Source organism: Pantoea sp. USHLN256 (genome assembly GCF_037149875.1).
GTDB classification, from domain to species: domain Bacteria; phylum Pseudomonadota; class Gammaproteobacteria; order Enterobacterales; family Enterobacteriaceae; genus Pantoea; species Pantoea nemavictus.
The window spans coordinates 45,528-67,458 of the sequence record NZ_JBBCQO010000016.1; the positions used below are offsets into that span (position 1 = coordinate 45,528).

Sequence of the window (21,931 nt, forward strand, 5' to 3'; positions counted from 1 at the left end):
ATGACAACTCAGGTTTTCTGGCTGTTTGCCCAGACCGCGTTCATGCGATCGAGTCCAGCAAGCCATTGTGCCAGCTCGGGAGCAATCCAGCTTATGACCTTAACCCCTGCTGCATGATGTTCCGGTAATGGTGGCCTGAGCCAAAGCAGGGGCTCATGGTGAAAAATGCGGTTACGCAAATCGCGTATCTGATTGAGAGCAGCAGATATGTTGTGGCGCTGTCGCAATGCCTTCGGGCAACGGGTAAACACCAGGCGAAGATCCTTCCATAACACATCCTGAAACTGAGTGTTGAAAAGAGAACTCCAGAACCCGAATGTCAGTTCTGCTATGACTTTATCTGCCGTACGAGCCTCATGGCGACGATCCAGTTTGTTTATTGCGTTAGCAATTTCTTTATTTTGCCAGCGGAATAGCGGGTCTTCTTTCCACTCTGCCCACCAGTCTGTGCGCTTATAGCGCGCGGTCAGGCGGGAATGAACACCATTTCTCAGTGCGATTTCCAGAGTATTAAGAAGAGGCATCATGGCTTCGGCCAGCCGGAGATTAAACGCATAGTCCTGCGCAGCCCTCGCCTCGTCTCCACCGCGCGCAGCCAGGTAACGTCCCAGGCGGGCAGCAGAAAAATGCTTCTCCAGTTCGTTCCACTCCATAGGCGCCCTTTTACATTTTTATTAGGTATTGTTATAATCACTACGCAGCCCTGGGCTCGCGTCCTCTCCCGGCCACCATACCGGTGATGACACCAGGTTCGTTCTGGTCCTGTTCAGCAGGACCACCCCTTTCAGACAAAACCGCCTTTGGCGGTTTTGTCGTTTTAAAGGCGTTGCAACCGGCGGTAAGCCATAGCAATCCGCCCATTTATCTGGCTGTAACCGGATTATTCTACCTTATAATTCATAGCAGTACAGGTTTCAGGATTAACACTTTTTATTACTGCCAGCAGAGTACAGGGCTGCTGCTGGACTCCTTCTGACTTCCTCATTCCGTTTTTAGTTGCCTTCCGATAAAGCTTATCTGTGTGCGTCCGATAAAGGTTATCGCACATGGCTTAAGCCGAATTGACTTTGAACGGAGACCAAATGAGAAGGATCGAGCGTGACTTCATCTGCTTATTTAACTGCCTGTGGTATCAGGACTTTCCTGTAACTGAAAGCGACCCCGCCATTAATCGGGCAAACTGGACAATACATATAGGCCTGGTGGTCAGGCAATGTGCAAAGCTGCTTGGGGGACGCGCCTTTTTTGAGCAAGGAAATCGCACCGATGCGGTTATCCGATACCCTGATGAGCTGCAGCCGGTGTTAACAAATATTGAGTGGGAATGGACGCCTGCGCACAAGCCCCGGGTGAACGAGCTTGAAAAGCTTAAAGAGAAAAGCAGCGAGCCATTTTTTTCCACGTTCGTTTCCTACAGTCGCAAAGAACATCTTGTCGACGTGCTTCATAAAGCGAGCACTATCTGGAATGGGGCTGAAAAGCCGCTGATCTTCTTCATTATCATTTATCGGATGGAAGGCAGAAACCGGGTTTTTGAAGATCTGCAAACTCACTTTTTTGCCCGCAACAGTGCCAAAAAGATTCGCTCACAGCCGGCATTACCGTGGCTGGTAAAGCGTACGAAATATAACAATATGGTTGATACCGAATGACGTCCATTCACATCGGTAACCTGTGGTGGTGCTTTCAGTGCGAGCACCTTTCAGCAGGGAACAAAACAGCTTCCTGTCTGACAGCTGTTTATGCAGCGGCCTTTCAGGCGCACTGAAGTCAGACGGTCGCAGACGAAAAAAAGAACCCGCGGCAACACTCACAGCGAAGAAGAAACAGTAGTTACAGCATCCATCCATCAGCCTCTACTGATCCGGCCCTTCGGGCCGGGCGGCGGCGGCTGGTCAGCGGGGGCAACCGGGGTGCAGGTACTGAGAGAGGCGCGGGGTTTCAGGTTCGGCTCGGTGTAGATGTTAATAGATCTATTTATGTGTGTTGTAACTACAGGCTACTGCTTTAACTCAATGTGCAATTCTGATTAACTTTCGGTATTGTCAGCTTAAGGCAAATTCAATTGAGGTACGTATGAGTTCAGCCGCATATACTCGCGGAACAAAAGCTGCATCTGTCTGGAAGCGCCTATCTCGTGTCTACTATGATTCAGATAACCGCTTTGCTACCTGGGCAGACAGGAAAAATATACCGGCATCGATAGGAAAATCTGCCGTGCCCTTTTCCGTTCTTATACTCCTGACTTTGGCCATAGTTGCGGGATTTGCAATCGGCACCGTAATCATCATTGTTGCTGCTTTCGTTTATATGGTTCGCCACATTCAGTTAAGTGCATTAGATGCTTTGGATACTACGTCATCTAACAGTTCCTGTGCTGCAGGTGGGCAATTCAGAAGCGGGAATGACGGAGATGGTTTTTACAGCGGTCCTGACGATATTACGGTAACTGCTTCGAGGTTAGACAGAGAAGACGACGATTAGCCGATGCTAAACTAACCGTCGGTTTAATTAGATTTTCACTGCTCCTTTTGCCTTCTCTACCGCTTCTCCCCCACTCTTTTGAACCTGAGAGGTTCCACTTTTAAATGCACCGTCTAAAGTGCTGCCTATTCTGATACCCGCCCATGACAGAGCCCCCATCCACACTGCAGGTAGTACAAGAAACATCGTGGCCATAACAAAGTTCATGATCAAGTCATCCGAACTGTTCTGAAAACCTGCCATGTTAAAGCTGCTGTGCGTGTCAGAACTGTATAACGCTGTTAGCAGCCAGCTGTCGAGCCATCGAGCCAGCTCCCACCAGAACGTCAGGAAGTTAAGGGCAAAAAGCACAAACGTAAGCGTAATGACGGTCTTAATTTCATAGGCTGAGAACGCCAGAATAAGCGGCAGAATCACCACCACCGCCATAAGCAATACAGCCTGCACCATTGGCAGCGCCTGGCGCATGGCATCGAATGCCGGGAACGCAGCCAGACTGCCTAACGCGGTGCCGCTGATCGCAGCCACACGGGAAACGGAGTTATCAAGCGTAAAATCGGCGTTGCCTCCGTAGCCGGCATAGACGTGTCCTCCCTGCGATACGGTCAGACTCTCAGGGCTGACCAGGCGGCGGATAATAGCCTCCTTATAGTCTGCCGAGTTTCCCACAATCATCGTCATGGCTGCCGACAGACGGGTCCACAATCCCGGGTCAGCCTGATCGACGACGCGGGCCTGCAGTCCGGTATCGGCTTTATTCCACCACTCGCTGCAGGTTGGGTAGCCACCCCGGCCGGTATCCGGCCTTCCGCTATCGCGGCCTTCGTTCCAGGCAAATTCCGCCCGGGGCGTTTTCGATTGCAGGCTGCCGTAATAATTACTGAGGAAGGTTTTGCTGCCTATCCACTCAATATCACGCAGCGTCGCTTTGTCTTTCGTCTGCCCCTGATCCTGACGTTTCCACATATACAGCGCGAGTGAATAGCAGTCGTTGGTAAAGTCCTGCAGCTCCTCCGCGAGAGATTTGTTGTTAATCCGCGTGTGCTGAACCTCAAAGCGGAGCTGACGCATGTCCGGACGGCACGGGATTGTGGCAATAGACGCCTGCGTAATGCCCTTTGCCAGCTTGTGAATCAGATACCACCATACCGGCGCGGCAGCCGTCTGATCGTTAATGCTCGATATGACCGGTGAATATCCCGTGTCATCAGGCGCTTTTGGCGTCCACGTACCGCAGCTCTGCGCACGCGACGTGTCATATTTTATCGTGCTCATATCGACGTTCATCAGCGGCATACAGCAGGCAATCATCACCAGAAAAGAGCTGTAAATCGCATTTTCCATGCGGGGTATGGACAGTGCACCTTTATTACCCTCATCTTCACCTTCTTCACGTACTTTCAGCCAGATGCCGATAAGCCGGAAAGCGACAGGCGCGGCAAACAGGCCGGTTGTGATGAGAATATTCCAGAGTCCGTTGTTAACCACCCAGCCGAGAAGGGTAAGGAAATATTCCAGGTAGCTGTTAGTCAGCATCAGGACGCTCCCGTGCCGCCGAGCAGCACCAGTTCACAGACCACGGCAAAAATAAGGCTGACAGCCGCAATGCGGATCAGCGGTTGGCGGTGTTGCGGACCGAAGCCCGGCGCACGGAATACTTTCACAAATCCCCACGCCAGCGCACCATAAACCGCCAGGCGCCATACCAGCCAGCCATAGCGGGCATGCACCATCCAGTCATGAAATGCAGCGGCCTGAGCAGGATCTTTGATAGCCTGGTCCGCGACAATGAGCCCGGCCATCAGGAATGCCAGCAGAGCGCCGGCAGTAGACAGCACGCGAAACAGCGCGGGGTGCCGGCGGAAAAATGAGGCGCGTTGCGCCCCGTTTTCGGTTTTCACAGGATGCGCTCTCATCAGTTGTTTTCCGTCTCAGGAACAGCCAGACGGTTAATGCGGTTGTCGGTGCTGTCATCGCTCTGTGTCTGCGGGTTACTGTTAACGCGCCCGTTTTCCCGAACGATAATGGTGAGTACAGAATTGCGTGACAGCTCGCGCTTGAGCTCCATTTCGTTGCGTAATGCGGTGATCTCGCGATCGATGGCCGCCACGCGACGATCTCCTTCCTCAATGGCCGCATTCTGCGCGGCAGCGTTAGGCTCAGACATGCCGGTAACAATCATGCGGCGCATAATCAGCGCGGTTTCAACCGTATCCGCCATCGCCAGCTCGCCGGCGAGGCGGGCGGTCAGGGCGGCGTTGTCAGGATCCCTCTGCAGTGCTCTGATGACACCTGCAGTGATGGGTAAACTGCCGGTTTTGAGTTTTGCCAGGTTCGTCGCGTTGGGCTGCTCGGTGCCGTTAACAAGTTTTACCAGCTGTTCAGTATTCTCTTTGGTAGTCTCTTCCAGGATCGGCGCAAAGCCGGTGCCGGCCTGAGTAGCCCCCGGCTGCTGTTCGTCATCGCCGCTGGTACACTGAGATGCGTCGCTGCAGGTGCGCAGGGAGCTGTCTCCCACAACCTGCACCACGGCTTTGGCCGCTTCTTCAGCGCTGGCATATTTTCCGCAGGCCCCCCCGTTGCAGCTGTTGCTGCTGACCGTGTCAGAGCTCAGTACCGGCAGGCTGTTCATCATATTGAACCCTGCGGCCGTTAAATCATGCGTTGGCCGGATGGCCTGCTGCCCCTGACCGCCCCGTTTCTGTCCGCCAATCCAGTTCTGGCCTGAGTTGCCCTGCAGCTTGTCCGCTGAGTTATTCACGCGGACAGCATCAGCGTCTCCACTGTTAACAAGTGAGCGGTATTCATCCATGACCGCGCCCTGCGTCCATTTGTTGTTGCCGGCAAAATCCATCATGCGCTTCGACATGTTCTGGCAGTTGAGCTGGGCTTTATCAAAAGAGACGTTTGCCTGCAGCACGCCGTTTGTGAGCATGTCGTACAGGCCGGGATTGGCACGCTGGATAATCATCGCCGGCAGGCTGGCGACGGCACCGGTGGCGTTCTGCACCACGTCGCCCATGAGGTTTTTGAAGCCGTTTGTTACGCCGTTGAGCTGATTACCGACCGTCGTTTTCAGGTCAAAGTTGCCGCACATCAGGTCGCTGCTCCAGCCTGCGCTCATACCGATTTTACGCATGTTGCTGCGCGTTGCCGGCTGTGAAATCACTGAGCCGCCACCGAGCGTATAGTAGAGCTTGTCAGAAACCGCGCCGCTGACGTCCTTGCCGTAGCCTATGGCGCTGTTGTTCACAGAGGGCAGTGAAATACCGAATGCGCCGGACTGATCATCGTCTGCCGCCTGTGCGGATGCCGCTGCGGACGCGATGCACAGCGCAAGCGCGGCCGATTTAAATTGAACTGGTGACATTGTGCCTCTCAGAAGTCAGTTGAATAGAGGAAAGTCTGGCCGCGTCGCTTGCAGCAGCTGTAGGGCTGCCAGAGCGCATATGCTTCGTTACCGTCCTGAGCAATGGGATACGCGCCGTCAGGAAAGATGGCGCAGGAAGCGGAAAGCGTGGGCGACAGGCGCTGCCATTTATGATTCGCCGTGCCCGTGTTTTCTTTCACCTCTCCTGGCGGCCAGTAGCCGGCCTTGTGCGTGCCCTTCAGTACCTGATAAACGTGAGGCTGCCCGGAGCGGGTGATAATGTCGGCGACCCGCTGCGCGACCACGGCGGAGGCTTTGTCATCGTCTGTCTGGCTGACGAAGCCGGAGCGGGGATAAATGTTGCCCCACATGTTGGCGCTGACCTGGCTGCCCAGTTCGCGCTGGCCGGGAACCAGCGCCTCGGGATACAGCGATTCAGGCAGTCCCGATCGCCAGACAAGTGAATCCAGCGTGCTCAGAAAGTAGGGATTGAATGGCGTGGCGGCGGTATCGCACGAGTAACCGGCAATGCTGCCGCCAATGACGGAGGTGGCAGGGTGGCCTATCGCATCGGCGTACTTGAATTTGATGTTCGACTTGCGCTGCCCGGGCGTCTTGATATCGGCAGCGTTACCGCCGCCGGCTGGCGCACCGCTGGTCAGCGCGTTATCGATCGTACCGGACGCGCCGATCATAAACGCCATTTCTGTCCAGGGATTACCGCCCGGGTCGGTGTAGGTGGACACCACCACTTCAGGAATGAAGTGCGTCACCTTGACGGAGGTTTTCACCGAACAGCCAAAGGGCGTACACATCAGCCAGTAACAGATGCCGCTGACGCGCCAGCTGATGCAGTCCTGGGTAATGGCGCTGGCAATGATGCCGGCAGTATTAATAGCGGAAACCGTGGCGGGAGTCGCGGCTGCTACCAGCACGGTGGCAACACCGGCGGCGTTGAAGTGTGTTCCGGGGGAGAAGCGCATCATTTACCCCCCTGACTACGAAGCGTGGCAGCCCTGGAAACGTCGGCCGTGCCATAAACCACATCCCGATCATCGAAAACGACGGCGGGGAACTTATGTATCCCGATCTCCCAGGCATGTACAACCTGTCGGTATGCCTGAGCAATCTGCTCCTGCTGTCCGGGCCATTGCGGCGACTGAATGATTTCGCGGGCCTGCTGAGCGGCCAGCTGCGGATCGGCTGCCAGCTGGCCGAAAATGGAGTCCTGCAGGCGGTCGGGGCCATCAAGCCAGACAACCGAGCTGTCATCAGTCAGATTCTGAGGGGGGTGTTCAGCATCGGTATACACAACGGTGCCCGCCATCAGCTGAAACGGTATAAACAGGAAAAGTGAGTGGAATAGCCTGAGTCGCATAGCGGATCTCCGTTACGGTAACAGGCCGTCAGAGTGGCAGCGCGTGGTCTGGCTTTCAGCAGTAAACTCTTTTTCGAAAGTAAAAAATTTAGCCCTTTCAAGTAAAAAGCTATTAGGAAAAGACTAAAAAGAGTAATTTATTAATATGTAATTACTCAATATACAAATTGTCATCACGTTAAGGGAGGTCGCATGGAAATGGATTTTTTTAATCCGGTAATTGACCCAAAAGAATATCACCCTAACTTTGAGAGGCTTCTGCCAGAGAAGTATATAAATGCAAGGAAATTATTCAATGAATGGGCTTCTGGTTTCAGTGACAGAGATGGTAAATTGGTTAAAGAGTTTCAAAGCACTTTTAACTCAACATTTTGGGAGGTTTATCTTTATTCAGCATTTAAAGAAATGGATTTTAAAGTTGACCTTTCCAACGGCTCTCCTGATTTTTTAATAAATAAAAGTTGTGCTGATATTATTGTTGAGGCGACGATTTGCAATTCAACGCTCGGAAAAGTTCCAGAGTGGGACCGAATGGATGATTACCAACGTTCAATTCCAAAAAGGTTCTGGGAGCTAAACAAGGAGGCAATGATAAGGATTAATAATTCAATCATATCAAAAGTTAAAAAGTATGAAAAAAGTTACAGCAAATTGTCACATGTTAAAGGAAAACCATTTATAATTGCTCTAGCCCCTTTTGAACAGAGGTTTTTCAACCTTCAAAATGATCGCCCTATCAGGGCCGTGTTATATGATGAATATGTTAACGAAGACATAGCATTAGACCATCCGGAGCTATACCCTGATGGCCCACCAGTTGAAAACCTTGGTTTTGTAGAGAAGGGAAATGGGGCTGAAATACCCCTTGGAATATTCAATGACAATCAATATGAATGTTTAAGTGCTGTAATATTTAATAATGCAGCCACTTTCAGTAAGTTGCAGGCTTTAGCAAACAAAAAAGGGGGAAAAATAATGATCAGTTCGACATGGTCAACCCCACCCGATGGGAAAGTAAAGCATATAGAAAAATGGCCCTCAGATTATGAAGAAAAAATAACTGATGGGCTTATGGTTTTTCACAACCCATTTGCAAAAAATAAAATCGAACCAGAGTTGTTTCGAGCTGAACGAGTTTGCCAAGTGTATCCTGGAGATGAGGATTGGACACTGATATTTGAAAACTATGAAGATAGACTTTTAACGAGAACAGCATACACCTTTTAATTTAGCACTGAGTTGCGGAGGGTAATAAGCGGGAATGCCCCGCTCAGTTAAATTAGGCACTACCAGCGCTACTGTGCTTAAGATACTGCTGGAAAAAAACACCTTTAAGCTCGTCTTCTGTTGGAATTTCGCCTTGAACAGATAGCCGCGCTGGCAAAAGCGACATATTTGATTTTTCGCTGATAGGCTTGAGAACGGGGCTGGTACGGATTAAACCCATGACAGCGTCCTGAAATTCTTTGTCGTGGTGAGTATGGCTCGTTAAAACCGCGATCCCGGCTTTAACATCACGAAGTTCACCTTTTTTCTTCGCCATACAGACCAGGTAAAGATTTGCATCCGGTAAACTCCAGAAAGACTCAGCCATTCCAGGTGGATTCAGCGTTTCAAAACTGGTGATGCTTTCCCCGCCGGCGTTAACTTTAAATGCAGCAAGCGATATAGAAAGTGCCATTTGATCTCCTTTTTAAAACCGGCTTAAAGAGCCGGGAACAGATAGTATTTTGCTTAATCTTTGAATAACTCGTTAATCCACAGAGTCAGAAAAATCATGTCGGCGGCATCTGGCACGTTTACATGCCAGCGCGGTGAATCAAATTCGTGATCCAGCGGGAGTCCGGCGCGACCTTCCTGCGTCAGCAAAATGTCCGCGCGCTTGCCCCTGCTGTCCTCAAGATGAACCGACACGCAGCTGCTCTTACCGATACGATGCGGGTTACAGGTGATCGTTACCGGCGGTTGCAGCCTTGACCTCAGCGCGTTCTCCATGGCGGTCAGTCGCTCTGCCGTTGTTGCCGTCATCGCGGGCTCCCCCTGCGGATGCAGGCTGAACATAGCAGGGGTTGGCGTTTCGTCCGGCGCAGGGCGCTGGGTCAGAGGTTGCGCATACTTGAGCTTAATCATGCGGTCAGCATCTCTCTCTTATCATTGTGTTCGGGCATCCCGGCCGCATCTTCCGTCATCAATCCACGCAGACGATCCAGTTTTTTCGCTACGAGAATAGCAGCATCCAGCTCAGAACAGTTATGTTTACGCATCAGCGCTTTACGTTCGGCTTTCTCTTCTTTCTCCGTCATCCCGAGCGCGAGGTAAAGGCTGGGCGGAACAGCGCGGAACAGCGCTTCAATTTTCTTCGAGAGTACCACGCCTTCGGTATAGCACCGTGAGAGCTTACTGGCGGAAAGCAGCACGGCTTTTTGCTCTTCTGAAAGCGTCCGGAAGCGGGCAATATCCTCCACCTCTTTTTTCGGCATCGTCAGGCAGATCCACCACTCTGCCATATTCAGCATCTTGCCGGCTGCGTTCGGGTAATCCTCAAGGTTCTGTGTGGCAAGCCACAGCCATGCGCCAAGCTTACGCCACATCTTGACCACTTTGGTCATATAGGGGGCGAGAAGTGGGTTAACCGTCACAACGTGCGCCTCATCCACGGTAAAAACAATGTCGCGCTCAAGGTACTGGTCACGTTCGGCAATGTTGTTGATGGTGTTGGTCAGCGACACCATCGTCAGCGCCATCTGCGCCTCGTACCCTTCACGGGCGAGGTGCGCCAGGTCAATCAGCGTAACGTCAGCCTCCGGCCAGAGTGAACCCTCCTGGTTAAAGAGTTCGGCCTCAAAGCTTCCCTGCTGCGTAAACATGCCCAGGGATTCGGCCATTTCAGCCGCTTTTGCCCGGCGGGTTTCGTTACGTACCTGCCCGCTGCCGCTTTCAGTCTCCAGTGAAATGGCGTTAAGCGCATTCTGCAGATCGCCCGGCAGCATCTGGCGGCCTTCCTCCAGGGTTTTACGCGCGGCCATAATCAGCGCTTCTCGGATCATGGCGCGGTCGGCACGCTTCAGCGCGGCGTCTTCTTTCGGGTCGCCGCCGGTGATCATCATTCGGGCAGAAATTTCCATCTCGCCCAGAATGTCGCGCTTACCGTTCTCTTCATCATCATCCGGATCGTCTTCAATATCCGGCAGGTCACTCTCATCAATTGCCGGAGCGGGCGCGTCGCCGTCAAACAGCTTATGCGCATCAGCGAAGGGGGGCAGCGATACGCCGCTGCCGGGTTTGACGCTGACCTTGTTAACCGTAAGGCCCAGGCTTTCAAAGTAGTCAGCGGTCAGCCCGAAACTGTTACCGGCTTCCGCAATGAACAGGCGCGGGCGGTGCACGGCCATCAGCTGACAGAGCATCGAGCAGAGCGTGGCGGATTTACCTGCGCCGGTCGGTCCGAACAGCAGCATGTGCGCGTTCTGAGAGCGGTCATCCTTGTTCAGGGGATCAAAATCAAGCACGTCGCCGCCACGGTTAAAAAAGCTGAATCCGGCGTTGCCGGTCCCGGTTTCGCGGCCGGTGACGGGCAGCAGCCCGGCAAGGTGCTGAACCCACGTCAGGCGGGTATACCAGTTTTTTTTGTCGTGCTGCGGGTTAAAGCACATAGGCAGCGCTCGCAGCCAGGTGTTAAGCGGGCCGGTTTCATCTTCAGCGCGCACCGGCTGCAGCCCTTCGTTCAGGAGTACGGTGCTGAGCTCGACGCGCTTACGGTTCATTTCGGGCATGTCTTTTGCCCGGAGCACAAAGGTGATGGCGGCGCGATAAAGTTTGTGGCGGTTTCCCAGCAGCTCCTTGACCGCCGCGACGTCCTGACGGACGCGACCCGACTCGGTATTCTCGCCGATGGCGTTTTTCGCCAGGCGGTTAAACTTCTCTTCCAGCGTGTCCTGCGGCTCTGCGACAACCGTCATGCACAGCATGGTGCCTTCGGGGAACGTGTCCATCAGCGCGTTAATTTTCTTTTCACCCCGGCTCTTTTCGCCGGTGAGCGTGCCGGGCTCAGGGGGTTTACGCAGGCGCTCCACGGAAATGGCTGAATGGGCAACGTTATCCAGCCACCACACGCCGTTTTCAACGTCAGAACGTGGCGGCGTGAACAGCAGGGTTTCGGCGAAATCATTCTCTACGGGTATCATGCCTGCAGGCGTGTCCCGGCTGTCTTCATAGGCCGCTGCGCGGTAAAACGCTTCTTTATTCATGCCCTCGGGCGCAGGATTGAACATCCGCAGCAGCCAGGCGTGAACCTGCAGGCCATTCTGGCGCGTGCAGTAGATGTTGACGCTGGAAAAGGCGCTGCAGAGGCGCTCACACGCCTGATTCAGCATGCCGATGGGTGACATCAAATCAACGCTGTTTTTTGTCGCCCAGCGGTAGATAACCATGCGCGTGCGTCGCTGCTGCCCGCGCCATGGCTGGCCGGTGATCAGCTTGTCTTCAAACAGACCTTCAGGACGCGCAATCCCGCGCATATGCTGTTCGGTTTCCTTAAGCCACGCCTCGGTAAACTCGCTGCCCTGCGCGTGCGGCCTGACGTAGCCGCGCAGGCGGTCAAGGTAGGCATCGACGTTATTTTCATCCTGACAGTAGAACTGAACGATCCACGGATTGCTCGCCAGGTCGTCAAAGCTGTCCTGCAGCGCATCTTCCACTACGTCGCGGATCTGCTCCAGTCGCTCGTCAGGTCGGCCTTCGGTCGCCGCCGGCGTCACTTCGTAGACGGCACCCACTGAGATACCATCATCAAGCAGCAGGCACTGCTCCTCATCCAGAAACTCTGCCCACGGCAGATAATCAACGATGGACGGATTATGCGAGTAAACGCGTTTTTCATCGGCCTGTGACATTTTACCGGGACGGACAATGGGCTCCGGGCCGGCCTGCTCAGAAACGTCAGATAAGTGGCGGTTTTTTTCAGGAGATTTCCCTTTAAAGAGTCCGAACATTACAGCGCCTCCGTACGTTCGCCAGGCATGGCGTACTGCGTCTGGTTATAGAAGGGGAAAACGGTGCTGTAACCGGGTACGGGGGTGTTGCCCTGTGCGAGATGAGGGAACACGTACATGACCATGTCAGGATTAGGCAGTCGCGGGAACTGCTGGCTGATTTCGGATTCCTGCGTGCGGCTGTAGCTGCGATCGTCGCTCAGTGCGGCCTGTTGCTCACTGTCAGAAAGGCCACGGCGCAGCGTGCTGCGGGCTTCACTGCCGCGCGAAACGCCTGATTCACCGTCGGTGCCTTTCCACAGCTCCAGCATGTTGCTGTTGCCCGGCGGCAGCATTTCATCTTTGTTTGTTGAGCAGCCGGCAAGCGTGCTGGCTGCAATAATCATGAAAACCCCGAATTTTGCAGTAATACTCATGGTCATTCTCCTCAGTCCAGTCCGCCAGTGCTGCCGTCTTCGCCCGGCAGAGTGAAGTCGTAACGCACACGGCGGCCCTTATCTTCGTAGTCGATCGCCAGCTCGCGGGTGATGTGTACGGCAAGTTTTGCACCCGGCTGTACGTAGATAGCGTCAAAAGTCTGTCCGTAACGCTGTTTGACCCACTCGGTAATTTCGTCAGAACTGCCTGAAATCGCCTTGCCCAGAACGGCCTGTCCGGCGTCGCCGGTAAGCGTGGAGGTCACGCCGCCGTAGGCGTTGGTCTGGCTTGTAGTCTGGTTCTGGCCGATAGCGTCGCCCGCCGCGCCGGCTGCACCCAGCAGTCCGATCGTTGGCAGATAGCTTGAGGCATTAGACTTGCGCGTGCCGGAGATGCAGGGGATCCCGTTTTCATCAGAAATCCAGCCGATGCCGCCACTGGTGCCGGTCTCTTTACCGCCGCTCTGGTTGCTGTTATTGCCGCCTTTGCCGCTGCGGTCCGGCTTCGGCAGAGTCCGTACGGTGCCGTCAGTGAACACAAAGGTGACGCTATTGACCTGACCACGCACGCAGGACAGGGTCCAGTCGCCTGAGGCGGTGCCGGAGACGATCGCACCCTCGACGTCCGGCAGCTCGATGCCGTTGGCCGTCAGGTTGTCCTTACCAATGAGTACCTTAAAGGGATAGGGGTCTGTTACGGTGCCGTTGATCGGCACGCGGCCGAGCAGTGCCGTCATGGCGCGGCTGCCAATCAGCGTGGAGTTCTCCGGCAGCGTATACACCGGTTCGGCCTCCTCTTCCGCGCCTTTTTCAGCGGTTGAGCCCTTTACCTGCTGTTCATAGCTGCCTTTTTGCTTCGTCAGCGCGTCTTCACTGAGAAACGACGTCGGGAACTGTGAACCGCCGGCGCTGCTGTCCGACGCGCCATTTTTCTGCGCCGGGGACGTCGAGGGGCTGTCCTGCGGCATGACCCAAATCAGGCCATCGCTGCCGGAGGCCGGGGCATTACCACCGGCGGCACCCATGCTGTCGAGACCCAGACCCAGCGGGATATCGCTGTCAGTGCCTTTTGCCTTGTCTGCAATACCCTTACCGGCATTCTGCAGTTTATTCGTCAGCTCGTTGATTTTTGACGTCAGGACGTTCTGCTGCTGGCGCATCTGGCTTTCACGCTCGTGATAGCTTTTCTCCACGCCCTGAACCGCTTCATTAACCTGGCCGGAAACGTTGGTATTGCGCTCACGTAACTTTTCATTTTCATCCAGCAGTCTGGCATTCTGCTTGTTAAGAGAATCCTGCTGCTGACGAACGGCGTTTAGCGAGCCCACGATGGTTTTCAGCGTATCCTGCGGCGTGTCGCCCTCGATACCGAGCGCCTTGAGCTCCTGCGGAGACAGGTTTTTCAGCGCGTCGTCTGTCTGTGCATGAGCAGCCTGCGTGGCGGGCTCCTGCGGCTTGCTGTTATAACTTTTCACCGCAATGAATCCGCCGCCGACCAGAATGGCCGGAACCAGCACTTTAACCAGTCCGTTTGACTTAATTTTCATAGCGGATCACCTTCTGGGCAGGGCGGGTAGCAGCCTTGTGCGCGACGGAGGGCTCACGCACAAAAGCGTCATCAGGGCGGCCGGCGGTAACCAGGTACAGCGTGGTGGTATCTTCGGGTGTGCCGGCGGCACCCACCCAGCGGTGCTGGAAGGTGGCCGTGACAAACTGGCCCTGCAGTTCACGCGGATCGAGCACGACCTTCTGTGACGAGCTGTTGCGGATCCTCAGTGCAATGACGGTGCGACCGGCCACGCCCCAGCCCGCTACCGGTGACACGGTCACAGGAGCCGAGGGATATAACGTCGTAATGCGTGATGGCAGGTGTGGATTAACGGGATGAATGCCCGGCACGGCTTCAACGGTGCGCACCGGTGCATACAGATTCTGAGCTGCATAGCGCGTCAGCAATACCGGAACAGGAGCCTTATAGCTCACTTTTTTACGCTTCGCCTGCGTACTGTTGCTGTCGCTGGCGGCTTTCTCTCCGGTGCCGGCGGCTGCACTGCTGAGGGTGCTGACGTCACCGCTGTAAACGATTTTAACCGGTTCGGCTGACGCGGTGGCCGTCGTACGGACGTCCAGCAGAATAACCTCACCGCTTTCCATGTCCTGCAGCTGCAGGCGAGTCTGAGGAAAATCACTGTCGGCTTTGAGATAGACCGCGCCGCCGGTGCTCTGTACGCGCAATTTTCCATTTAGTGCCGGCGGAAAACCCACGCGCACGTTTTTATCAACGAAAATCACGCGTTCCTGACCCGTTTTGAGGGGGATCTGCAGCGGCACGCGCTCCCATTTCATCAGCTCGTCCGCATGCGCCGGCGCGGAAAGCATCGCTGCCACCGGCAGCAGTGACAGCGACAGCGCCACAAGGCATGCACGCGATCCTGAGGTAAAAGATGGATTCAACATCAGAACATCCCCTTTCTTTCTGGTTTCGGCTGTTCAGGCGCGGCGGAGAGACGCTGCGGGATGCCTTCATAGCAGTCCAGCGCCATGCCAAATGGATTAGATTCAGAGTCGCCGTCCCAGCGCACGACTTTCAGCGGGTAGCGCACCATCGCGCGTTTAACCGGCTCGGTAAGGTAGTATTCGTCGGCAACAAGATCGAGTTTCACCACCCAGTTGTCGCGATCGATGACTTTCACGCTGTCACCTGAATAATCACGTCCGGGAATTTCGTAAACGACGCGCACACGGTCGGTTAACTCGTTTTTTTCACCGCGAACCTTTGAATCCTCCTCAAGAAACGCCTTGCACTGTGGCGTCAGGTAAGCTGAAAGCGACTGAATGCGTGCGGGATAGTCCACTTTGCCGTTTTTGGGCCAGGCGTTCAGTTGCTGGAAAATGTAATATGTAAAGCCGTACACGGTCGGAGGCGGGATTTCCCACCACGGGCGCGTGCTGCCCTTACGCAAATCAGGGGGGTTGTGGATGGTCAGCTTTTCAGGTGCCCGCATCCAGCCCCCCATAGCGGTTACCAGTAACAGCAGCAATACGACACAGGCCGCCCGCAGGGTGAAAATATGCTGATCGCGGCCCTTAACCGCGTGGCGAAAACGACTCATCTGGTACTCCTGAGGGTTTTGCTGCGTCGCAGGGACCAGTCCTGCGAGTCAATGATTAATCTGGGATCGCCCAGCCCCATGCGGCGCTTTTTTAAATCAAACTGCTGCCAGAGGAATGTCTCCGGTTTTCCGCGTTTTTTGCTGGCAAGCCATTTGCCGCCGAACGCAATCAATACAAGAGGGAAAAGCAGAGTCCCGGTAGGGATGGCAAGCCAGCCAAAAAGTAACGCGAAGGGCAGCGAAAGCACGAAACCGGATACAGCGCCAATCAGCGCCGCCAGCCCTAACTCGGGGGTGTTAAACCCCCGGAATACAACGGGCTCAGCGTTCAGGCGATCCGGTAAAAATCTGATGGTCGCCATCGGAATGTTTTCCTTATGCGATGATTTCTGCTGATTTACCCAGAAGCCAGATAACCGCTACCAGCATGACCACACCAACAACAACGATGGAGCCGAACTTTGTCCAGGTGGCGCGATCGTTGCGGACTTCACCAAACGTTACCAGGCTGGCTTCTGCGACTTTGAAGAATGCAAACCCACACACGACCAGGCCGCCGAGAACCAGACCATCCTGTAAATGCCCGCTGAGTGTTCCCATCAGGCCGGTCCCCGTTCCGCTGGACGAAGGACCTTCAACCGTAGGCAGATCGGCTAGAGCTGGCTTAGCAGCCAGAGCACTCAGCAGGCCAGCCGTCAGGATACGGGCCCAGGCTGATTTAGCTTTAGTCTGAGCTTGAGCGGCCACGCGTGTTACTGCAGATACGAATTTAGACATGATTTCACCTTCAATAAGAGTTGGTTTAGGGTTAACTGCAAAACATCCAGATACTTACGACTAACAATAAGACTGAGCGGACTACGGCTCTGCCCATCGCGGCCTCCTTCAGACGCTGATTTGTCCAGCCTGAGTAGACATCCACGATTGCCCATGCTGCCCAGAAGAAGAGGAAGCCGATCAGCAGCCCGAGACAGAGCAGGTGCAGCAGATTGGGTTCCACATTTCCGGAACCCGCCTTAAAGGCAGCTTCCTGTGCAGCGGTCATCGCCATCAGGGACGCTCCCGGCGATAATTTCCTGCCACGCCAGACAAATCGCGGGGCTGGGCACGCGTGGGTTCCAGATAGCGGTCAATACCGGCGCTGATGGTCTTCAAATCGCCGTTTGCCCGCTGGTAGTCGAAGAAGTAGCGGCCACGCTCCGACGGATCAGCCTGTGCTGCGGCAACCCGCGCCCTTTCCAGCGAAGCCTGAACCTGGACGATCATTCGCTGAGCGGATGCCAGCTCGTCTTTCTCAGATGCAGACGCCGGAAAGGACGCGAGAAAGGTCAGGCCCAGCACACCGCCGCATAACAGAAGTTGTGTTGCCGGACGAAGAGATTTCATATGCACCTCCAGTGGTTGTTGAGTGTGGTAAGCATGCGAAATCTGGCTGCCGGGTTCAGCCGTTAACTCTTTTTGGGAAAATAAAAATTTAGAAAGCAGCGCGAATGCCGGAGGAAGTTGATTCAGATCTTAGTGTTTGTTGTAACTAAATAGGTACTCTGACGCGGCGCTATGCGCCTTGCCTGCTGACGGCCGTCATCTGAAAACAAGTTTCAGGTGCCTCCGTCCAGCTCTGATATGGGGAAACAAGCGTAAGACATTAAATTAATTCCCCGAACGCAGAATTTAATCTGCGGTTTCGCCGACTAATATTGAATGATGAGTAAAATCAGGCACAGCGCGCCTTAACAGATATCGTGCAGAAAGGGAGGGGAAAAATTATGTGCGGAAGGTTTGCGCAGTATCAGAGCCGGGACGTTTACCTTGACGCCCTTGGCGTAGCCGACAGCAATTACGTGCACGATCCAGAACCCATCGGCCGTTATAACGTAGCGCCCGGAACCAACGTGCTATTGCTGAGCGAGCGCGACGAGGAACTGAAAATAGATCCGGTGTACTGGGGTTACGGACCCGAATGGTGGGACAAGCAGCCGCTCATCAATGCGCGGGGAGAAACCGCCGCATCGAGCCGTATGTTTAAACCGCTATGGAACCACGGCCGCGCCGTGGTGTTTGCCGATGGATGGTTTGAGTGGTTGAAGAAAGAAGAAAGGAAACAGCCCTATTTCATCTATCACAAAACGCATGAGCCGCTGTTTTTTGCCGCCATCGGCAAAGCGCCCTATAACGATCCGCACGGGCATGAAGGTTTTCTGATCGTCACCTCAGCCAGTAACAAGGGCATGGTGGACATTCATGACCGCAGGCCGCTGGTGCTGAAGGCGTCAGCAGTGAGGGAGTGGCTAAGTGGTGATACCACACCCGAACGCGCAGAAGAAATCGCGCATGATGCAGCCTTACCGGAAAGCACATTCAAATGGCACCCCGTATCGACGAAGGTGAATATGCCACGTCATCAGGGCGAAGAGCTGATTGAAAAGATATAGCTCAGCAGTTTTCACTCATAGCGAACCTTTCAACCGCGTCCGCTTCGTGCCAGAAGCGGACATTTAAAAAATTTGTTTGCTGAACTGCAGACAGTTGTTTTGAGTGCATAACCATGAAGGTGCGTCAAAATCATCAGGCCATTTTTAAGTAAATCGAAAGAAACAGGTGCCGGAACAAACCGTTCCGCCGCAGTATCGAGATTAAGGCGTATGCGGGGGCCGGCCAGAAATTGTTATTTTTAACGTGGCACAACTGCCATGTTTTGATAATTCTTATATCCACTTTTCGCTATTAATAGGCCTTGATAGCTCGCCCGCCTTTTACCCAGTAAAAAGTGTATAATCTCTCACTCTTTTTAAATATTCATTGCTGAGAACATCCGGATAATTCCTGGAAGCACATCCGATATGAAAGCCCATTTGCTTTTCGGATTAAATGAAGTGCAAGCCAATGCTCAGAGTCTATAGTAATACATGAGGTTATTAAAATTCGTACTAATGGAGGAAATTCTGTGTTATTTCAAAACAACGAGAAAGGCCATGCCATTATTGGCGAAGCGGCATTTAGCCTGGCGTTGGGTGAAAAAGAGATTAGTATTGGCTCATTGTTCACTCAACTTGGCTACATGGCAAAATCGGAGACTGATAGCGTCAGGTTGAAGGATATCTTTAATGCCAGAGAATGGCTGAAGAGTTTCCATTCAGACGAGGTCGCCGAGAAGCAGGTACCGTACCTGCAGACCCTTATAGGCCTGAACCGAGATCTGAATTAACTATTAAAGAAATGATGCCTTAGGAAGTAATCCGGCTCCGGCCGGGAAACGACGAAGCGAATAACCTCAGCGGTAACGTGAAAACGGGTACCGGCCGGAGAAACTGTCAGGGACGACACTCTCCATATAAACGCATTTATGTGTAAAAAAATTTTTAGTTAAATTTTGGATAAACAAATTTTGCAGATAGTAGTCTTTTGGTGACATTGGTTAACAGTTAAAATCTCACACCAGTTTTGTTCGTTATCACACCGACAAACAACTGGCGAAGTTATCCGGTTTCAAATTCCCACCAGATTCAAGAACGGTTTAACCCTCATCGTCAGCCGTTTGTCCTACCACAATTTCAAGGCAGTTACGAAGCACATCAAGTTGCTCAATGTCAGTTGTGCATTCCAGTTCTTCAATAAGGCGCAAAATGATTGCCTTATTCGTTACGCGCCCTTTTTCAGCTATGAGTGATTTAACTATGATACCAATCACTTCTTTTTCTGAGGTAAACTGGTCCCCTGTACTTTCCAGGTACGACTGAAGATCTGATTCGGTAATATTTTGCTGCATACATTTCCCTTATGCGGTTCGTTTACGTACTGATTTCCAGTTCTTTACGGATTAGCCGTGATCAGTGTCGGGTTGTATTGTCGTGATCATAACTTTCGATGGTTAACGTTGTTGCACTTTTACCACCGTCCATTCGGCTTGATTCACTCTGCGTCTTTTCAGACTTTACGTTTTGAATAGCCCGTAATATTGTACAGACTCGCTCGGGATCCTGTTCTGACTCGAGCATATTCTTAAGCTTTAACAGAATCGCCTTTCGGGAAATCCCGACTTTTTCGCGAAGCAATGAAAATACCGCCTCGCCGATGAGAATGTCACTAAGTTGTTCTTCATCGCTATTGTTCATAAGACTCTCTGCCCTGATTGGGCCATAAGGCAATTCAGCCCCGAGCAAAAAGGAGCGCTATCAGTTGATGATAGTGATGAGCTTCTTCAGGCGAGGATGCATGCTCAAGCCGTGATACAAGTTTTGTGCAGATCGCTTTTCGGTTCAGATTGCGTCCTGAACGAAGAATTTCTACCACTATGCTACCCAGCGTTTCCTGCTGAGAAGGAAGAGATGCACGGCTAAAGTAGGCTGCAATGTCACTTACTGAGTTAGGTATGCCAACGGATTGCTGCATGAATTAACCTCGAATGTCGTTAATTAAATCAGGAAAAGTGACACAAACTTATACAGAGTTAGTGCCTTTGTACAGCTTTGCATCTTCCATTTAGGAAATATTTAATACCTAATAAATTAAGGTGCTATAAATCATGAGGTTACATGAGGTTACTTGAGTTAGTGTTTTGCATTTTTCTCTTTGATTTACAGCATAATGAAGGATCAGAGCGTCGATAAGAGGCCCACTGCCTGGTAAAAAATTACCCCTGGAAGTGGAAATCCCTTACGCTTCCAGAGGCGATGCAAAGCATCATTCGTTACGTGCGGAGAGTTCCGCCGGGTCAATTTATACGAGAATTGATATAAAGCATGCATTTATTTCTTAAGATCACGATGATTCGAACAGTTATAATGAAAACGAGATAAATGAAACCGCTTCGTTTATTTCAAAGCAGCCTTGTGAAGAAAAAATTCTACAGTATTCACTTCCCATTCTTTCAGTACCAGTCTAATCTAGATAGAAAGAAGCGCTGCCAGTATAAACTCACCACCATTTCGTCAATTATTTTTATGAGTAAAGAGGTAAATATTAGCATTCACGTAGAGAGTTACTAACCATGAATGAAATCAACATAAATAGTCATGTTAGAGAAATAAGGCGATTAGCCGCAAAGCATCAGGCAGGAACATCTTTATTGGAAATAAAATCACAAGTAGATAATGTTATACAATCAATGCGGGATTCTCTTATAAACGATAAAGATTATCAGTTTACAATATGGTCAGCTATGTTGACCGCTTTAGAACAATACATCACTAATATGGCCGACCCGAAATGGCTGGACGTAATCTCCCACGCTCGAAGCAGAGTTAAGAGCAGACGAAATTCGCTTTTAGCTTACAATAAAACTAAGGCTGTTAAATCGACTAAGACTTTATCGACAATATTATAGCTCTTCCTCAAAAAGATTTAACAATATATCAAAAACGAAACAGTTGTTATAGGTTGGGTTTATTAACAGCACTCTGCGCGAGAAAACTAAAATCTCTTGATAATCTTACGGTGTAAAAATTTTTCTATTAATAATGCATGGTGACGTGATCAAACTCAAATTTTCGATTAATATCTACCTGCTTTGCCTTTGACGTTCTGCTTTGTATTTCGCAAACCATAAACTGTCATACATGTCATGATTTTTACATGAAATTACCCTCTTCCCTAAATCATGTAGTTTATATCTATCTCTTCTTAAAAAGAAATGTGATGATTAATGTCTAATTAGTACCAGAAGTGAGCATTTTAAGTCAGCGTGTAAGATATGAACCCTGCTATTGCTTTTCAAAACAGGAGTTAACAAGTGAAGATCGACTAGCATAGTTCTTCATTAACACGTTCTATGACCGTTGATAAATACTATAGAAATACATTAAACGTTCGCCGTTTCATGCTTCATGAGTGCGGCCCAGATTTCCGGTTTGATCGCGAATTTATGGCCTGGATACGAAATGACATACCAAAAAATCTGGGAGATGTCGTTGATGAGTGGAAGCGCAGGCATCCACTTTAAGGTAGGAACGTCCGCTCCTCGCTCATAGCGGACATTGGACTGGTACCGTCCTCTTTGTTCCACTACCGGACGTCTTACGATGACGGCAACTGCCTAATATGGCGTTCATCGTATTGGCTGTGTCCGGAGGGAGGCCCGTGAACTCTGGTTTTTCATCAGGGGACGCCAGCTGCAGATGGTGTCTGGATTCGTGGCCATAGTCATATGTTAAAAGGAATTCGGCAGACCCCTTTTGTCCCAA

General features: G+C 52.1%; 25 protein-coding genes and 1 pseudogene. 6 read left to right on the forward strand and 20 right to left on the reverse strand.

Annotation, left to right across the window (positions count from 1 at the left end):
• Nucleotides 1-8 precede the first annotated feature (8 nt).
• Nucleotides 9-653, reverse strand: coding sequence for an Abi family protein (locus WFL93_RS22850; RefSeq protein WP_049852799.1), 645 nt, complete (start codon nt 651-653; stop codon nt 9-11).
• A gap of 429 nt (nt 654-1,082) precedes the next feature.
• On the opposite strand from WFL93_RS22850, the gene WFL93_RS22855 reads away from it, so the two are divergent.
• Together WFL93_RS22855 and WFL93_RS22860 are read left to right on the forward strand one after the other, a co-directional pair.
• Entirely contained in the window at nt 1,083-1,652 is a 570-nt protein-coding gene (locus tag WFL93_RS22855; RefSeq protein WP_200902276.1) for a hypothetical protein, read from the forward strand.
• 424 nt (nt 1,653-2,076) lie between these two features.
• The gene (locus tag WFL93_RS22860) at nt 2,077-2,484 is read left to right on the forward strand and encodes a hypothetical protein (RefSeq protein ID WP_152929147.1); all 408 of its coding nucleotides are present in this window, start codon (nt 2,077-2,079) and stop codon (nt 2,482-2,484) included.
• Nucleotides 2,485-2,511: 27 nt separating this feature from the next.
• Here WFL93_RS22860 and WFL93_RS22865 read toward each other — a convergent pair whose 3' ends face one another.
• The 5 genes from WFL93_RS22865 to WFL93_RS22885 are packed head-to-tail and all read right to left on the reverse strand — an operon-like array spanning nt 2,512 to nt 7,232.
• Entirely contained in the window at nt 2,512-4,020 is a 1,509-nt protein-coding gene (locus tag WFL93_RS22865) for a conjugal transfer protein TraG N-terminal domain-containing protein (protein ID WP_049852798.1), read from the reverse strand.
• A complete protein-coding gene (locus WFL93_RS22870) occupies nt 4,020-4,400 on the reverse strand; it encodes a hypothetical protein (protein ID WP_336779103.1) in 381 nt (126 codons plus the stop codon). Before WFL93_RS22870 ends, WFL93_RS22865 begins: the two co-directional genes overlap by 1 nt.
• On the reverse strand, nt 4,400-5,854 hold the full coding sequence (locus WFL93_RS22875) for an integrating conjugative element protein (RefSeq protein WP_049852796.1): 1,455 nt from the start codon (nt 5,852-5,854) through the stop codon (nt 4,400-4,402). The genes WFL93_RS22870 and WFL93_RS22875 overlap by 1 nt, the downstream gene beginning before the upstream one ends.
• A gap of 8 nt (nt 5,855-5,862) precedes the next feature.
• Nucleotides 5,863-6,840, reverse strand: coding sequence for a TIGR03756 family integrating conjugative element protein (locus tag WFL93_RS22880; RefSeq protein ID WP_072093452.1), 978 nt, complete (start codon nt 6,838-6,840; stop codon nt 5,863-5,865).
• Nucleotides 6,837-7,232, reverse strand: a complete 396-nt coding sequence (locus WFL93_RS22885) for a TIGR03757 family integrating conjugative element protein (RefSeq protein ID WP_049852795.1) — start codon at nt 7,230-7,232, stop codon at nt 6,837-6,839. The genes WFL93_RS22880 and WFL93_RS22885 overlap by 4 nt, the downstream gene beginning before the upstream one ends.
• 192 nt (nt 7,233-7,424) lie before the next feature.
• Between WFL93_RS22885 and WFL93_RS22890 the strand changes: the two genes are divergently transcribed.
• The gene (locus WFL93_RS22890; RefSeq protein ID WP_336779104.1) at nt 7,425-8,459 is read left to right on the forward strand and encodes a hypothetical protein; all 1,035 of its coding nucleotides are present in this window, start codon (nt 7,425-7,427) and stop codon (nt 8,457-8,459) included.
• Between the two features lie 52 nt (nt 8,460-8,511).
• On the opposite strand, the gene WFL93_RS22895 is transcribed toward WFL93_RS22890, so the two are convergent.
• Genes WFL93_RS22895 through WFL93_RS22945 form a run of 11 tightly spaced genes read right to left on the reverse strand, consistent with a single transcriptional unit; the run spans nt 8,512 to nt 17,138 of the window.
• Nucleotides 8,512-8,913: a hypothetical protein gene (locus tag WFL93_RS22895; protein ID WP_049852793.1), complete on the reverse strand. Its 402-nt coding sequence runs from the start codon at nt 8,911-8,913 to the stop codon at nt 8,512-8,514.
• A 53-nt stretch (nt 8,914-8,966) separates the two neighbouring features.
• Nucleotides 8,967-9,362, reverse strand: a complete 396-nt coding sequence (locus WFL93_RS22900) for a hypothetical protein (protein WP_049852792.1) — start codon at nt 9,360-9,362, stop codon at nt 8,967-8,969.
• A complete protein-coding gene (locus WFL93_RS22905; RefSeq protein WP_336779105.1) occupies nt 9,359-12,223 on the reverse strand; it encodes a conjugative transfer ATPase in 2,865 nt (954 codons plus the stop codon). The genes WFL93_RS22900 and WFL93_RS22905 overlap by 4 nt, the downstream gene beginning before the upstream one ends.
• Nucleotides 12,223-12,639: a TIGR03751 family conjugal transfer lipoprotein gene (locus tag WFL93_RS22910; protein ID WP_336779106.1), complete on the reverse strand. Its 417-nt coding sequence runs from the start codon at nt 12,637-12,639 to the stop codon at nt 12,223-12,225. Before WFL93_RS22910 ends, WFL93_RS22905 begins: the two co-directional genes overlap by 1 nt.
• A gap of 11 nt (nt 12,640-12,650) precedes the next feature.
• A complete protein-coding gene (locus WFL93_RS22915) occupies nt 12,651-14,186 on the reverse strand; it encodes a TIGR03752 family integrating conjugative element protein (RefSeq protein ID WP_049852789.1) in 1,536 nt (511 codons plus the stop codon).
• Nucleotides 14,176-15,096, reverse strand: coding sequence for a TIGR03749 family integrating conjugative element protein (locus tag WFL93_RS22920; protein ID WP_049852788.1), 921 nt, complete (start codon nt 15,094-15,096; stop codon nt 14,176-14,178). The genes WFL93_RS22915 and WFL93_RS22920 overlap by 11 nt, the downstream gene beginning before the upstream one ends.
• Nucleotides 15,096-15,752, reverse strand: a complete 657-nt coding sequence (locus tag WFL93_RS22925) for a PFL_4703 family integrating conjugative element protein (RefSeq protein ID WP_336779107.1) — start codon at nt 15,750-15,752, stop codon at nt 15,096-15,098. Before WFL93_RS22925 ends, WFL93_RS22920 begins: the two co-directional genes overlap by 1 nt.
• Nucleotides 15,749-16,114, reverse strand: coding sequence for a TIGR03750 family conjugal transfer protein (locus tag WFL93_RS22930; RefSeq protein ID WP_049852786.1), 366 nt, complete (start codon nt 16,112-16,114; stop codon nt 15,749-15,751). The genes WFL93_RS22925 and WFL93_RS22930 overlap by 4 nt, the downstream gene beginning before the upstream one ends.
• 13 nt (nt 16,115-16,127) lie before the next feature.
• On the reverse strand, nt 16,128-16,529 hold the full coding sequence (locus WFL93_RS22935; protein ID WP_007885645.1) for a TIGR03745 family integrating conjugative element membrane protein: 402 nt from the start codon (nt 16,527-16,529) through the stop codon (nt 16,128-16,130).
• Nucleotides 16,530-16,560: 31 nt separating this feature from the next.
• Nucleotides 16,561-16,803, reverse strand: a complete 243-nt coding sequence (locus tag WFL93_RS22940; RefSeq protein WP_007885647.1) for a TIGR03758 family integrating conjugative element protein — start codon at nt 16,801-16,803, stop codon at nt 16,561-16,563.
• Nucleotides 16,803-17,138 carry an integrative conjugative element protein, RAQPRD family gene (locus tag WFL93_RS22945; protein WP_007885649.1) on the reverse strand — a complete coding sequence of 112 codons (336 nt, stop codon included), beginning with the start codon at nt 17,136-17,138 and terminating at the stop codon, nt 16,803-16,805. Before WFL93_RS22945 ends, WFL93_RS22940 begins: the two co-directional genes overlap by 1 nt.
• Nucleotides 17,139-17,518: 380 nt before the next feature.
• Here WFL93_RS22945 and WFL93_RS22950 point away from each other — a divergent pair, with 380 nt between their 5' ends.
• Together WFL93_RS22950 and WFL93_RS22955 are read left to right on the forward strand one after the other, a co-directional pair.
• A complete protein-coding gene (locus tag WFL93_RS22950; RefSeq protein ID WP_049852785.1) occupies nt 17,519-18,184 on the forward strand; it encodes an SOS response-associated peptidase family protein in 666 nt (221 codons plus the stop codon).
• 512 nt (nt 18,185-18,696) lie between these two features.
• Entirely contained in the window at nt 18,697-18,957 is a 261-nt protein-coding gene (locus WFL93_RS22955; RefSeq protein WP_049852710.1) for a hypothetical protein, read from the forward strand.
• Between the two features lie 309 nt (nt 18,958-19,266).
• Here WFL93_RS22955 and WFL93_RS22960 read toward each other — a convergent pair whose 3' ends face one another.
• The 3 genes from WFL93_RS22960 to ycgZ form a co-directional block, all read right to left on the reverse strand.
• Complete coding sequence (locus WFL93_RS22960) at nt 19,267-19,518, reverse strand: biofilm/acid-resistance regulator YmgB/AriR (RefSeq protein ID WP_049852709.1); 252 nt, start codon at nt 19,516-19,518, stop codon at nt 19,267-19,269.
• 61 nt (nt 19,519-19,579) lie between these two features.
• Nucleotides 19,580-19,864: a hypothetical protein gene (locus tag WFL93_RS22965; protein ID WP_049852708.1), complete on the reverse strand. Its 285-nt coding sequence runs from the start codon at nt 19,862-19,864 to the stop codon at nt 19,580-19,582.
• Between the two features lie 34 nt (nt 19,865-19,898).
• The gene (ycgZ, locus tag WFL93_RS22970) at nt 19,899-20,141 is read right to left on the reverse strand and encodes a regulatory protein YcgZ (RefSeq protein ID WP_072093448.1); all 243 of its coding nucleotides are present in this window, start codon (nt 20,139-20,141) and stop codon (nt 19,899-19,901) included.
• A 1,354-nt stretch (nt 20,142-21,495) separates the two neighbouring features.
• Between ycgZ and WFL93_RS22975 the strand changes: the two are divergent.
• Nucleotides 21,496-21,690: pseudogene (locus tag WFL93_RS22975) on the forward strand (DUF6434 domain-containing protein); the annotation flags it as partial.
• Nucleotides 21,691-21,931: the final 241 nt, after the last annotated feature.